The sequence below is a fragment of the Leisingera sp. JC11 genome (assembly GCF_040704725.1).
In the GTDB taxonomy this organism is placed as follows: Bacteria; Pseudomonadota; Alphaproteobacteria; order Rhodobacterales; family Rhodobacteraceae; genus Leisingera.
Genome location: NZ_JBFCVS010000006.1, coordinates 139263 through 151703 on the forward strand (window position 1 = coordinate 139263; position 12441 = coordinate 151703).

At 65.0% G+C, this 12441-nt stretch carries 13 protein-coding genes; 5 read left to right on the top strand and 8 right to left on the bottom strand.

Annotated features, from left to right (window positions below; genetic code table 11):
* The first annotated feature begins 108 nt into the window (after positions 1-108).
* Positions 109-801, top strand: a complete 693-nt coding sequence (locus tag AB1A62_RS08755) for a DUF2270 domain-containing protein (RefSeq protein ID WP_366661125.1) — start codon at positions 109-111, stop codon at positions 799-801.
* A 9-nt stretch (positions 802-810) separates the two neighbouring features.
* On the opposite strand, the gene AB1A62_RS08760 is transcribed toward AB1A62_RS08755, so the two are convergent.
* On the bottom strand, positions 811-1794 hold the full coding sequence (locus AB1A62_RS08760) for a calcium/sodium antiporter (protein ID WP_366661126.1): 984 nt from the start codon (positions 1792-1794) through the stop codon (positions 811-813).
* A 386-nt stretch (positions 1795-2180) separates the two neighbouring features.
* On the opposite strand from AB1A62_RS08760, the gene AB1A62_RS08765 reads away from it, so the two are divergent.
* The gene (locus tag AB1A62_RS08765; protein ID WP_366661127.1) at positions 2181-2744 is read left to right on the top strand and encodes a porin family protein; all 564 of its coding nucleotides are present in this window, start codon (positions 2181-2183) and stop codon (positions 2742-2744) included.
* Positions 2745-2822: 78 nt separating this feature from the next.
* On the opposite strand, the gene ccoP is transcribed toward AB1A62_RS08765, so the two are convergent.
* Genes ccoP through ccoN form a run of 4 tightly spaced genes read right to left on the bottom strand, consistent with a single transcriptional unit; the run spans position 2823 to position 6260 of the window.
* Positions 2823-3692 (bottom strand): cytochrome-c oxidase, cbb3-type subunit III, encoded by an 870-nt coding sequence (gene ccoP / locus AB1A62_RS08770; RefSeq protein WP_366661128.1) that lies wholly within the window; start codon positions 3690-3692, stop codon positions 2823-2825.
* Positions 3689-3895 carry a CcoQ/FixQ family Cbb3-type cytochrome c oxidase assembly chaperone gene (locus AB1A62_RS08775; RefSeq protein WP_019298205.1) on the bottom strand — a complete coding sequence of 69 codons (207 nt, stop codon included), beginning with the start codon at positions 3893-3895 and terminating at the stop codon, positions 3689-3691. Before AB1A62_RS08775 ends, ccoP begins: the two co-directional genes overlap by 4 nt.
* A gap of 11 nt (positions 3896-3906) precedes the next feature.
* Positions 3907-4635, bottom strand: coding sequence for a cytochrome-c oxidase, cbb3-type subunit II (ccoO, locus tag AB1A62_RS08780; protein WP_366661129.1), 729 nt, complete (start codon positions 4633-4635; stop codon positions 3907-3909).
* 14 nt (positions 4636-4649) lie between these two features.
* Positions 4650-6260, bottom strand: coding sequence for a cytochrome-c oxidase, cbb3-type subunit I (ccoN, locus tag AB1A62_RS08785; protein WP_366661130.1), 1611 nt, complete (start codon positions 6258-6260; stop codon positions 4650-4652).
* Between the two features lie 205 nt (positions 6261-6465).
* Between ccoN and AB1A62_RS08790 the strand changes: the two genes are divergently transcribed.
* Complete coding sequence (locus AB1A62_RS08790; protein WP_366661131.1) at positions 6466-7305, top strand: universal stress protein; 840 nt, start codon at positions 6466-6468, stop codon at positions 7303-7305.
* A 70-nt stretch (positions 7306-7375) separates the two neighbouring features.
* Here the strand turns inward: AB1A62_RS08790 and AB1A62_RS08795 are convergent, their stop codons facing one another.
* A complete protein-coding gene (locus AB1A62_RS08795) occupies positions 7376-7633 on the bottom strand; it encodes a GlsB/YeaQ/YmgE family stress response membrane protein (protein ID WP_174149604.1) in 258 nt (85 codons plus the stop codon).
* A gap of 108 nt (positions 7634-7741) precedes the next feature.
* Entirely contained in the window at positions 7742-9061 is a 1320-nt protein-coding gene (locus tag AB1A62_RS08800) for a beta-eliminating lyase-related protein (RefSeq protein WP_366661132.1), read from the bottom strand.
* Positions 9062-9178: 117 nt separating this feature from the next.
* Here AB1A62_RS08800 and AB1A62_RS08805 point away from each other — a divergent pair, with 117 nt between their 5' ends.
* Positions 9179-10051: a LysR family transcriptional regulator gene (locus tag AB1A62_RS08805; protein WP_366661133.1), complete on the top strand. Its 873-nt coding sequence runs from the start codon at positions 9179-9181 to the stop codon at positions 10049-10051.
* Between the two features lie 22 nt (positions 10052-10073).
* On the opposite strand, the gene fnrL is transcribed toward AB1A62_RS08805, so the two are convergent.
* Positions 10074-10814: a transcriptional regulator FnrL gene (gene fnrL / locus AB1A62_RS08810; RefSeq protein WP_366661134.1), complete on the bottom strand. Its 741-nt coding sequence runs from the start codon at positions 10812-10814 to the stop codon at positions 10074-10076.
* A 62-nt stretch (positions 10815-10876) separates the two neighbouring features.
* Between fnrL and hemN the strand changes: the two genes are divergently transcribed.
* Positions 10877-12232: an oxygen-independent coproporphyrinogen III oxidase gene (gene hemN, locus AB1A62_RS08815; RefSeq protein ID WP_366661135.1), complete on the top strand. Its 1356-nt coding sequence runs from the start codon at positions 10877-10879 to the stop codon at positions 12230-12232.
* Positions 12233-12441: the final 209 nt, after the last annotated feature.

Consider the following 12441-nt stretch of genomic DNA (forward strand, 5'->3'; position numbering starts at 1 on the left):
AAACTCTTTCACCTGCGGTTTTACCCTGCCTGCGGCGCCCGCAGTTTGATGCGGATCAAACTGGTGCAAATAATTTGCCCGGTTGCAGCACAAAACTACTCTCAGTTCATGACCAGTTTAGAGCGCGAACAGACTGCAGGCGGCGCCCGTGCGCCGCTGTCGGCGGAGGAAGTCGGCGCGCTTGCGCATCTGTACCGCGGAGAGATTTACCGCAGCACGGTCTGGCGCACCCGGCTCGACACCACCACCAACTGGTCGGTGGTGACGCTGGGGGTGGCGCTGTCGATCTCCTATTCCTCGCCAGAAGCCTCGCCGCTGCCGCTGATCCTGGTCGGCGTGCTGATCATCTTCTTCCTGATGCTGGAGGCCCGGCGCTACCGCTATTTCAACGTGTTCCGCGCCCGCGCCCGCTGGCTGGAGACGCATTTCTACACACCGATGCTGGTCGAGGGCGATCTGCATCTGGAGGAGCACTGGCAGGACGTGCTGGCCGCCGATTATCTGCGCCCCGAATACCATGTCGGCGTGATGACCGCGATCGGGCGGCGGATCCGGCGCAACTACTTCTGGATCCTGCTGATCCAGTCGATGGCCTATGCGGGCAAGCTGGCCGTGCATCCCACGGGCGTAACCAGCTGGCAGCAGGCTCTGAGCCGGGCCGACATCGGCCCCTTCCCCGGCGAACTAGTGCTGGCAACTGGCGCCTTCTACGTGGTGCTGTGGGGCGGCATCGCCTGGTGGAGCGCAAGGACCGACGCCGCCCGCGCCGGCAAGCGCAAGTCGATGACGTCCATGGGCTGAATCGCGGGGTCAGGCCGGCCACAGCCACCAGACATAGGCACCGTAACCTGCCAGCAGCACCGCGCCCTCGCGCCGGGACACCCTCAGCCCGGTCCAGGCCAGCGCCAGGAAAGCCAGCGTCACCAGCAGCATCACCGGGTTGTCGAAGCCGGCAATCCGCTCTGGCACGTCTGACGGGGCGATCAGCGCGGTGGCGCCGCCGATGCCCAAGAGGTTGTAGATGTTGGAACCGATGATATTGCCAAAGGCCATCTCGCCCTGGCGCCGCAGCGCTGCCGCGACAGAGGTCGCAAGCTCCGGCGCCGAGGTGCCCAAGGCTACGATGGTGAGGCCGATCACGGTTTCGGACACCTGCATCATCCGCGCAAGCTCAACCGCCCCGTCCACCAGCAGGCCGCCGCCGCCGATCACCAGTACCAGCCCTCCCAGGGCAGTGGCCAGCGGGCGCCACAGCGGCCGCCTGGCCGTGCTTTCAGGCGTTACTCCCGGGTCCACGCCCTTCAGCGCGGCGGCCTTGTCGTACAGCGCGCCGTGGTCTGCCGCCGCTGTCCGCTCCTGGCGGATGGCAAGCCAGACATAGGCCGCCAGTGCCAGGACAAAGCTCAGGCCTGCCAGCCGCGTCACCGGCACCGTTGCCGCCAGCAGTGCAAAGACCGCCGTGGCCGCCAGCATGACGCCGCCGTCCCGCCGCAGCGCTGCCGACTGCACTGCAATCGGCGCGATCAGCGCCGAAAGGCCGGCGATCAGCAGGATATTGGCGATGTTCGAGCCGGTGATATTGCCATAGGCAATCCCCGGAGCCCCGGCCAGCGCCGCGCGGACCGAAGTCACCAGCTCGGGCGCCGAGGTACCGAACCCCACCAGGGTCAGTCCGATCACCAGCGGCGAGATCCCGAACTGCTCGGCAACGCGCACCGCGCCGCGCACCAGAAATTCACCGCCAAGGATCAGCAGTAAAAACCCGCCCAGAAGCGGCAGCCAAATATCAAACACCTGAGACCTTTCTCAAATCGGCGCCCGGCCTGCCCGGAACGCCAGCAGACGCCGCCCCTCTGCCCCGCCGGCCGCAACCCGCCGCGGGCAGCATCTGGCGCGTCCGCAAGGAAGATGAGATCGCAGGCCCTGCGGCTTCAAGTGGCCAGGAGAGAAAAATTCGGCTATGCAGGGACAAGCCGCCGCGCTGCCATCCCCGCTCGCCGGCAGGCATGCTAAGCGAAAACCGGCGCATCACGGCTGTATAATGGCAAAAGACCGCCTGCCGCGGGCGGATGGGCGGCGCCAGGCTCCCGCAGGCCTTTCCTCTGCGGAAGCTGAGTTATCTTGTTTCACAAGTGCGGCAGCCGGTGTCCCGGCTCCATCAGTTAGAAGGTATGTCTGTTATGAAAAGCAAATGTTTCCCCGCCCTGCTCCTCTTTTCCGCCGCCACCGCAACCTCTGCCTTTGCAGGCGACTGGGAGGGCGGCTACGTCGGCGGCCAGATCGGATACGGATCCGGGGATTTCGACCTCGGCACGCTCACCGACCTCGACACGGACGGCGCAGTGGGCGGCTTTACCATCGGCTACTTGTGGGAACTGGGGGATTGGGCGGTCGGCCCGGAACTGCAATACGACTTTTCCGACCTGTCTGTTGATTCCGGCGGGGCGACCGGCGATTTTGACGGGATCGCACGGCTGAAACTCCGCGCCGGCTACGATCTGGGCAATGCGCTGCTCTACGGCTCCCTCGGCTTTGCCTACACAAACTTCGACGGGCTTTCGGGCGTGACCAGCATTGACTTCGACGATCCCGGCTATGTCATCGGCTTCGGATACGACCACCAGATCAACGACCAGTGGGTGATCGGCGGCGAATACCAGTACCACAAATTCGACGACTTCGGCACCGACGGCAATGATGTCGATTTCGGCACCCTGCACATCCGGGCCATGTTCAGGTTCTGAACCGCGGGTCCGGGCCAGTGCAAAAAGAAAAGGGGCCGCAGTCTGCGGCCCCTTTGCTGTTTCAGGAGTACGGGGTGCTTACTCGCCGCCGCCCAGCTGGTGGACGTAGGAGGACACCGCGCGGATCTGCGCCTCGGTCAGGCGGGTGTTCCAGGCCGGCATCACGCCGTAGCGCGAGTTGCTCACGGTCTCGGTCAGCGTGTCGTAGTCGCCGCCATAGAGCCAGATCGCATCCGCCAGGTTGGGAGCGCCCTGCGAACGGTCGCCGGTGCCGTCCTCTGCGTGGCAGGAGGCGCAGTTGTCGGCAAAGACAACCGAACCGGCCTCAACCTGTGCAGCATCCTGCGCCTCGCCCGACAGCGACATCACGTAGTTAACCACCTGGGAGATTTCTTCCTTCTCCAGCAGTTCGTCGCGGCCGAAGGCAGGCATCTCGGAATAGCGCGCTTCGTCGCTGTCCTCGTTGCGGATGCCGTGGGTGATGGTGGCGTGGATGTCCTCCATCGAGCCGCCCCAGAGCCAGTCGTCGTCCAGCAGGTTCGGATAGCCTTTGGCGCCGGCCGCACCGGAGCCGTGGCACTGGGCGCACCAGGTCTTGAACACGGCAGACCCGGCGGACACGGCGTAGGAGCCCAGTTCCGGGTCTTCCGCGATGGCGGTCAGCTCAGCTGCCTCCAGCTTGGCGTTGATCGGCGCGTTGGCTTCTTCCACCGCGGTGATCTCGGCCGCCACGTCGCCGCGGGTCGACCAGCCCAGCACCCCGGCAGTGGCGCCGTTGATCAGCGGCCAGGCCGGATAGGCGATGGTGTAAATCACGCCCCAGATGATGGTGGCGTAGAAAGTCCACAGCCACCAGCGCGGCATCGGATTGTCGAATTCCTCGATCCCGTCCCATTCATGGCCGGTGGTATTCGGATCGCCTTCGAATTTCTGCGATTTCTTGCTCATGCCCTCGCCTCCTTAGTCGCGGCGGGTTGGTCCTGGCTGGGCGCAGGTGCGTCGTCATGCCGGAACGGGATGTTTGCGGTGTCCTTGTAGGCCTTGGTGCTGCCCGGGCGGAACGCCCAGACAATCACACCAATGAAGAAGGTGAACAGGAACAGCAGCATCCAGCTATCGGCGAACTGCCTGAGGAGTGTGTAGAGTTCCATACCATCCTCCCTCAGCGGCTCGCGTCCGGGGTGAAGGTCGAGAAGTCGACCAGCGTGCCCAGCATCTGCAGATAGGCGATCAGCGCGTCGGCCTCGGAGACCCCCGGCTTGCCATCGAAGTTGCGCACGTTGATGTCCTCGCCATAACGCTCCAGCAGCCCGTCATAGTCGCTGTCCGGGTCGGCCTGGGCGCGGAAGTCAGCCTGCGCGGCGTCGATCATCTCGTCGCTGTAGGGCGTGCCCAAGAGCGCGTTGGTGGCCATGATGTCGCCGATGTACTTGCCGTCGATCTTCTTCTCCTCGAGGAAGCCGTATTTCGGCATCACCGATTCCGGCACCACCGACTGCGGGTCGCGCAGGTGGTCTGCGTGCCACTCGTCCGAGTAGCGGCCGCCGACGCGGGCCAGATCCGGCCCGGTCCGCTTGGAGCCCCACTGGAACGGGCGGTCGTACATCGACTCCGCCGCCAGCGAGTAGTGGCCGTAACGCTCGACCTCGTCGCGCATCGGACGGATCATCTGGCTGTGGCAGACATAGCAGCCTTCCCGGATATAGACCTCGCGGCCCGCCATCTCGAGCGGGGTGTAGGGACGCATGCCCTCCACCTTCTCGATGGTGTTTTCCAGGTAAAACAGCGGTGCGATCTGCACCAGGCCGCCGATGGTCACGACCAGGAAGCTGAAGATCAGCAGCAGGGTCGCGTTGGTCTCGAGGATCTTATGTTTGTCGAGAATAGACATTGCTTCCTGGCTCCTTATTCAGCCGGAACCGGGACCGTCAGGCTGGCCTCTTTGGCCGGCGCCTTACGGACCGTCATCCACAGGTTGTAGCACATGATGATGGACCCCGCGAGGAACATTACCCCGCCCAGACCGCGCACCACATACATCGGGAACTTCGCTGCCACGGTGTCGGCAAAGGAGTTCACCAGGAAGCCGTTGGCGTCCACTTCACGCCACATCAGGCCTTCCATGATACCGGTCACCCACATCGAAGCGGCGTAGAGAATGATGCCGAGGGTGGCCAGCCAGAAGTGCCAGGAGACCAGACGGAGGCTGTAAAGGCTCTCGCGCTTCCACAGCGCCGGCACCAGGTAGTAGAGGGCACCGAAGGTGATCATGCCGTTCCAGCCCAGCGCGCCGGAGTGCACGTGGCCAATGGTCCAGTCGGTGTAGTGCGACAGCGAGTTCACCGCGCGGATCGACATCATCGGGCCTTCGAAGGTGGACATGCCGTAGAAGCCCAGCGAGATCACCATCATTCGGATCACCGGGTCGGTGCGCAGCTTGTCCCAGGCGCCCGACAGGGTCATCAGGCCGTTGATCATGCCACCCCAGGAGGGCATCCACAGGATCACCGACATCACCATACCCAGGGTCGAGGCCCAGTCAGGCAGCGCGGTGTAGTGCAGGTGGTGCGGACCGGCCCAGATGTACAGGAAGATCAGCGCCCAGAAGTGGATGATCGACAGCTTGTACGAGAAGACGGGACGCTCGGCCTGCTTGGGGATGAAGTAATACATCATGCCCAGGAAGCCCGCGGTCAGGAAGAAGCCCACGGCGTTGTGGCCGTACCACCACTGGATCATCGCATCCTGCACGCCCGGCCACACGATCACCGACTTGGAGCCCCAGATCGAGACCGGGATGGTCATGTTGTTGATCAGGTGCAGCATCGCCACGGTGACGATAAAGGACAGGTAGAACCAGTTCGCCACATAGATATGCGGCTCCTTGCGCTTGATGATGGTGCCCAGGAACACCGCCAGATAGGCGACCCAGACGATGGTCAGCCACAGGTCGACGTACCACTCGGGTTCCGCATATTCCTTGGACTGGGTGCCGCCCAGCAGATAGCCGGTCGCCGCCAGCACGATGAACAGCTGGTAGCCCCAGAACACGAACCACGCCAGGTTGCCGCCCCAGAGGCGCGCGGCGGAGGTCCTCTGCACCACATAGAAGGAGGTTGCGATCAGCGCGTTGCCGCCAAAGGCAAAGATCACCGCAGACGTGTGCAGCGGGCGCAGGCGGCCAAAGTTGGCCAGGCCGTCGGCCCATTCGAAGTTCAGCGCCGGAAACGCCAGCTGAAACGCGATGAAGGTCCCCGCCAGGAACCCGACCACGCCCCAGAAGGCGGTTGCAATCGTGCCAGCGCGGATCACGCTGTCGAAATACTCGTTTTCCAGACCGGCGGCCGCCACTTTCGGCTCGTCGGTTCTGCGCAAAGTGTAGAGGAACAGGCCGCCGGCCACGATCATCACAATGATCGCGTGCACCTGGTAAGCCAGATCCCGCGCGTAATTGGTGCCGATCATCGCAAACAGCGTGACCAGACCAAGCGCTATCAGCTTGATATAATTAGACATCTTGCGTCCCTTTGCCATGCCCCCGCGAATCCTGCGGATACGGGAACGTTATTAGACCGCGCCCTTCATGCAAAACGCGCCTTTCTGCTGCCTTGATCTGCATCAAGACAAATCCGGGCAACATGTGACACTTGTTCCCGTGCAGTGAAACTCCGTGCACCAGCGCCATCCGGGCCTGCGGTGCACTTTCCGCCGAGAGGTGTCAATGTCCTACAAGTCCTTGCTTACCGTTCTCACAGCTGCGGACACCGCAGCGGCGCCTTTGGCGCAAATTGCGGCCCTGGCTGAGGAATTCGGCGCCCATGCCGATGCGCTCTGCCTCGGTGTCGACCGCACCCAGACAGGATACTACTATGCCGGCGCCAATGCGATGGTGCTGCAGGAAACCCTGGCCCGCGCCCAGGAGGAGGCCGAAGAGGTCCAGGCCCAGGCCGAAGAGGCCCTGAAGCAGGCCGGCGTCGCTTACGGCACCGACAGCGGTGTTGCCCAGATCGCCGACATCGGCCGCCATGTGGCGCGCCAGGCGCGGTTTTCCGACCTGGTGGTGCTGGGCCAGCCCTATGGCGCGGGGAAGCGCGCCGAGGCAGAGCCGATCGTCGAAGCGGCGCTGTTCGAAGGCCGCGCGCCGGTGCTGGTGGTGCCGGACAAATCCGCGCCGCTGAAGCAGCCCGAAACGGTTCTGGTGGCCTGGAACGAAAGCATCGAGGCCATGACCGCGATCCGCCGGGCGATGCCGTTCCTGAAAGGCGCCGATCTGGTCCGCATCGCGGTGATCGATCCGCCGCAGCACGGCCCCGAACGCTCCGATCCGGGCGGCATGCTGGCGCAGATGCTGGCCCGCCACGGGGTGAAATGCGAGATCGATGTTCTCAGCAAGACGCTGACCCGGGTTTCGGACGTTCTGAACCGCCACGCTTCCGACACCGCCGCGGACATGATCGTGATGGGCGCCTACGGCCATTCCCGCTTCCGCGAGGCAATCCTGGGCGGCGCCACCCGCAACATGCTGGAACAGGCTGCGGTGCCGGTGCTGATGGCACACTAAGGTCAGACAGTATTTTTCAACCGGAAAGGCGCCCCGCGGGGCGCCTTTTTTCATGCCTGGAATCCGGGCCTTACCCCGCCTTGCGGATCAGCCCGATCAGGAACAGGAGGATCACCGCGCCCAGGGTGGCGTGGATCAGCGTCCAGAAAAAACCGCCGCCCGCGGCAAACCCCAGCGCGGGAAAAATGGTGCCGGCCAGGAAGGCGCCGACCACGCCGACGATGATATTGCCGAGGATGCCAAAGCCGCGCCCCTGCATGATCTTGCCCGACAGCCAGCCCGCCAGCGCCCCGATGATCAGCATCCCGATCAGACTTCCAAACTGCATTGCCGCCTCCATGTGGTGTTACCGCAATAGTAGAGCATAACCGCGGCGCCGGGTCACCCGCTGCCGTCAGGGTCCGCAGCCTGAGCCCCTCCCGGCCGTCGTGCGGACTCAGCAGACGTAGTGCATGCCCTGGAAAGCAGCGCGGAACGCGGCAACCTCTGCCGCCATGGCCGCCGGGTCCTCCGCCCGCAGGGCACGGGCAATCAGCTCCGCGAGCTTGGGCGCATGCTCCGGGGTGACACCGCGGCGCACCAGCTCAGGCGTGCCGAGACGCAGCCCGTTCATGTCCCCCGGCACCTCCGCAACCGGCAGGCCGATGCCGCAGGCCAGGAAGCCCGCCTTGCGCAGATGCTTCGACGCCGCCTGGCCGCCGCCGAACTCCGCCGCTTCCAGCGCAAACTGGTGCGACTGCGTGATCCCGCGCGCGGCGCCAAAGACCGGCAGCCGCTGCCCTGCCAGTTCCTGCGCCAGAGCCAGCGACAGGTCCGCCATCGCCTTGGCATAGCCCGCACCATGCTCCACCCAGTCCAAGAGGCTCATCGCCAGTGCCGCCGATTTGGCCGCATCAAAGTTCGCGGTCATACCGGGAAAGGCGATGGCATCCAGCCGCTCGGCGATTTCCGCATCGTTGGTGACGATCAGCCCGCCAGCAGGGCCGCCCAAGCTCTTGTAGGTGCTCATCGTCATCATATGCGCGCCCTGCTCCAGCGGGTTGGCCCAATGGCCGCCCGCAATCATGCCGCACTGGTGGGCGGCGTCGAACAGCACCTTGGCGCCCACCTCATCGGCAATCGCGCGCACCTCAGCCACCGGATGCGGGAACAGGTTGAGGCTGCCGCCGATGGTGATCAGCTTGGGCCGCACCTCGCGCGCCAGATCGTGCAGCGCGTCCAGATCGACGGTATAGCCATCCGCATCCACCGGCGCCGGATGGGTCTGAAGCCCATACAGCCCGGCACAGCCGCCCGCGTGATGGGTGACATGCCCGCCCACCGCGGCAGGCGGCGCGATGATGGCATCGCCGGGCTTGGTCAGCGCCATGAAACCATAGAGATTGGCCAGCGCACCCGAGCCCACCCGGATCTCCGCGTACCGCGCGTTGAAGACTTTGGCCGCGATCTCGGCAGCGATCACCTCGATCTCCTCTATGGCCTCCAGCCCCATCTCGTATTTGTCGCCAGGATAGCCCAGCGACGGCCGGCTGCCTAAGCCCGTTGTCAACAGCGCCTCAGCCGCCGGGTTCATCACATTGGTGGCCGGGTTCAGGTTGAAGCAATCACGGTCGTGGATCTGTGTATTGAGATCCGCCAGCGCGGTCAGCCGCGCGGCGGTCTCCGCACTGGTGGCAGCGGCGGTTTTGGCGGCCACGGTCTGCACGTAGTCTTCGCAGGCGGCGGGCACCCAGGTGCGGCGGGCTAGCTCTGTCATGATCTGTCTCCTTCGCGAAGTGGCGGGTTTCTCTCTGCCCCCATCAAAGCGCCGATGCCCCCTTGCCCGCAAACCAGTTTTCCAGAAAACTAGGGCTAGAAAAATTGAGGCTACGTCATGGCTGTTTCCCCGCCCCCTGCCCAATCGCTGCCGCTGACCGCCCTGCGCGCCTTTGAGGCCGCTGCGCGGCTGGGCGGCTTCTCTGCCGCCGCGCAGGAGCTGGGGGTGACCCCCGGCGCGGTCTCGGCCCAGATCAAATCGCTGGAGGACGCGCTGCAGGCGCAGCTTTTCCATCGCCGCCCGAAGCAGGTGACGCTGACTGCCCTTGGCGCACGGGTGCTGCCGGAGTTCACCGCCGCCTTCGATCAGCTTAACGCCGCCACCCGCCACCTGCGCGAGGAGGCGCAGCCCAGCACTGTCCACATCGCTACCCTGCCCGCCATCGCCCAGTTCTGGCTGTCGCCGCGCCTGCCCGCCCTGCGCGCCGCAATGCCGGAAATGGTGGTCTCGGTCACTGCAACCGAAGAGCCGCCGAACCTCAAGCGCACGCCCTATGACCTATGCCTGTTCTACGGCGGCGATCAGGGCGAGATTATCGAGCAGGACGTGATCTTCCCGGTCTGCGCCCCCGCGCTGGCCCAGCAGTTGAACGGTCCCGCCGACCTGGAAAACGTGCCCTGCCTGTCAGACGCGGTCTGGGCGCAGGATTGGGAGGCATGGCTGCAGGCCGCCTGCCCCGGCGAGACCCTGCATCTGCGGGGGCCGGAATACTCGCTCTATTCCCTGGCAGTGGAGGAGGCCATCAATGGCGCAGGGGTGCTGATCGGCCATCAGGCGCTGGTGGCCCCGCTTGTGGACAGCGGCAGGCTGATGGCGCCGTTTGCAGTGAAGGCCAGCCTGCCGCGGGACTTGCGGCTGTGGAGCCTGCGCGCCTCCGGCCCGCGCAGCCCGGCAGCGCGGGTGGCGCGTTGGCTGGCCGACAACCGTTAGAAATTACCGGGAAAAGGCGGGTTCAGCCCAGGAAGCCGCCGTCGCTGTCGTCGCCGGCCTCTTCCATCAAGCGGCGCATGTCAGGCACGGTCACATGCCGCTTGCCTTCCAGCTCGATGACGCCGTCCCGCTTGAGCGCGGAAATCTGGCGGCTGACGGTTTCCAGCGTCAGCCCCAGGTAGTCGGCCATTGCCTCCCGCGTCAGCGGCAGGTCGAACACCATCCGGTTGGTGGCCCCGCCGGGCGTCAGCGTGGCATCACGGCGCGCGATAATGGCCAGGAGGCTGGCGATCTTCTCGCGGGCGGTCTTGCGGCCCAGCACCAGCATCCACTCCCGCGCCGCGTCGAGTTCGTCCAGAGTCATTTCCAGCAGACGGTGCGCGATATGCGGGGTGCGCTCCATCAGCTCCTCGAACGGCTTCTTGCGGAAGCAGCACATCACCACATCTGTGGTCGCCGCCACATCATAGGCCGCGCCTTCGCGGCCCGGACGGCCGACAAAATCGCTGGGCAGCAGCAGGCCCACCATCTGGGTGCGCCCGTCCTCCATCGTCTGGGTGAGGGAGGCGATGCCGGAGACCACGGAGCCCACGAAGTTCATCACGTCGCCGGACCAGATGATCGGCTGGCCCGCCTCGTAGGTGCGGTAGTACTTGATCGCGTCCAGCTCCTCCAGCTCATCCGCGTTGCAGCGCGCGCAGACGGCCCGGTGGCGGATCGGGCAGTCACCGCATCTGGAATGGGAAAGTACTGGAGCGTTCATTCGTTGGTCCGGATTGATCTGGGTCAAGGCTCTGGTTCGCGCTTTCCCATAACGGTAATTGAATGGAACAGAAAGCTCAATTGGCCGAACTGGGATTGTTTGACGCCAAAGTGCCGCGCTATACTAGCTATCCCACCGCGCCGCACTTCGGCAAGAATACTGATTCCGCGCAGTTTTCCAGTTGGGTATCCAGGATTGCCCCCGGCAGCAGCATCTCGCTGTATGTGCATGTGCCGTTCTGCCGCAGGTTGTGCTGGTTCTGCGCCTGCCGCACGCAGGGCACCCATTCCGACGCCCCGGTAGAGGCGTATGTTCAGGTTCTGAAGGCCGAAATTGCGCTGCTGAAGGCGCAGCTGCCCGCAGATATCACCCTGTCGCGGCTGCATTGGGGCGGCGGCACGCCGACGCTCCTCAGCGCGGAGCTGATCCGCGATCTGGCCGGCGCCGTTACCGAAGCGATTCCGCTGGCGCCGCGGGCGGAGTTTTCGGTGGAGATCGACCCGAACGAGATCGGGGACCGGCGGCTGGATGCGCTGGCCGAGGCTGGGATGAACCGCGCCTCTGTCGGGGTGCAGGATTTCGACAGCACCATCCAGCAGGCGATCGGCCGCATCCAGAGCTTCGAGGCCACCCGCGCCGCGATCGAACAGCTGCGCAACCACGGCATCACCAGCCTCAATGCCGATATCCTTTTTGGCCTGCCGCATCAGACCCCCGCCATCATGACCGAAAGCGTGCAAAAACTGCTGTCGCTGACACCGGACCGGGTGGCGGTCTACGGCTATGCGCATGTGCCGTGGATGGCCGGGCGTCAAAGCATGATCCGCTCCGATGCGCTGCCCACCCCCGAATCGCGGCTGGAGCTGTTTGAGACCGCCCGCCAGCTGTTCCTGTGGGACGGCTACCGGGAGATCGGCATCGACCATTTTGCGCGGCCCCACGACGGGCTGGCGGTGGCGCAGCAGACCGGGCGGCTGCGGCGCAATTTCCAGGGCTACACCGACGATCCGGCAGAGGTGCTGATCGGCATCGGCGCCTCGGCGATCTCGCGCTTCCCGCAGGGCTATGCGCAGAACGCGCCCGCCACCTCGGCCTATGTCCGCGCCATCCGCGGCGGGCAGTTCGCCACCGCCCGCGGCCATGCTTTTGCGGGCGAGGACCTGCTGCGGGCGCGGCTGATCGAGGCGCTGATGTGCGATTTCCGCATCTGCCGCGAGGAGATCCTGTCGCGCTTTGCGGTGGCCGAGGCGGATCTTGACCAAATGTTTGCAGAGGCAGACGCCGCCTTCCCCGGCATGCTGAAAGTATCCGCCAAGGGGCTGCAGATCCGAGACGAGGCGCGTCCGCTGACCCGGATGATCGCCCGCAGCTTTGACGCCTATGACCTCAGCACCGCAGGCCACAGCACCGCCATCTGAGTCCATCTCCGGTTCACGAAGATCTCCCGCCCGTCGCATCTGCGCCACAGGCGCAGTGCTCCCGTTGGGCGAGGTGTTCCCGCGCAGCCGGTGCACCTGCGGGCGCGGGAGGAGGCCGCTGTTTTCCGTGTGACACCCATTAGGTCAGCACTGCTGCCTGAATGTTTCGCGCGCGAAACATTCGGTCAACCTGGCTGCCGCAACTTATG

What these genes read in the sequence shown, in the direction of transcription:
- AB1A62_RS08755 (WP_366661125.1), top strand. Translation starts at nt 109, where the DNA reads ATGACCAGTTTAGAGCGCGAACAGACTGCAGGCGGCGCCCGTGCGCCG.
- AB1A62_RS08765 (WP_366661127.1), top strand. Translation starts at nt 2,181, where the DNA reads ATGAAAAGCAAATGTTTCCCCGCCCTGCTCCTCTTTTCCGCCGCCACC.
- ccoP (WP_366661128.1), bottom strand. Translation starts at nt 3,692, where the DNA reads ATGAGCAAGAAATCGCAGAAATTCGAAGGCGATCCGAATACCACCGGC.
- AB1A62_RS08775 (WP_019298205.1), bottom strand. Translation starts at nt 3,895, where the DNA reads ATGGAACTCTACACACTCCTCAGGCAGTTCGCCGATAGCTGGATGCTG.
- ccoO (WP_366661129.1), bottom strand. Translation starts at nt 4,635, where the DNA reads ATGTCTATTCTCGACAAACATAAGATCCTCGAGACCAACGCGACCCTG.
- ccoN (WP_366661130.1), bottom strand. Translation starts at nt 6,260, where the DNA reads ATGTCTAATTATATCAAGCTGATAGCGCTTGGTCTGGTCACGCTGTTT.
- AB1A62_RS08790 (WP_366661131.1), top strand. Translation starts at nt 6,466, where the DNA reads ATGTCCTACAAGTCCTTGCTTACCGTTCTCACAGCTGCGGACACCGCA.
- AB1A62_RS08795 (WP_174149604.1), bottom strand. Translation starts at nt 7,633, where the DNA reads ATGCAGTTTGGAAGTCTGATCGGGATGCTGATCATCGGGGCGCTGGCG.
- AB1A62_RS08800 (WP_366661132.1), bottom strand. Translation starts at nt 9,061, where the DNA reads ATGACAGAGCTAGCCCGCCGCACCTGGGTGCCCGCCGCCTGCGAAGAC.
- AB1A62_RS08805 (WP_366661133.1), top strand. Translation starts at nt 9,179, where the DNA reads ATGGCTGTTTCCCCGCCCCCTGCCCAATCGCTGCCGCTGACCGCCCTG.
- fnrL (WP_366661134.1), bottom strand. Translation starts at nt 10,814, where the DNA reads ATGAACGCTCCAGTACTTTCCCATTCCAGATGCGGTGACTGCCCGATC.
- hemN (WP_366661135.1), top strand. Translation starts at nt 10,877, where the DNA reads ATGGAACAGAAAGCTCAATTGGCCGAACTGGGATTGTTTGACGCCAAA.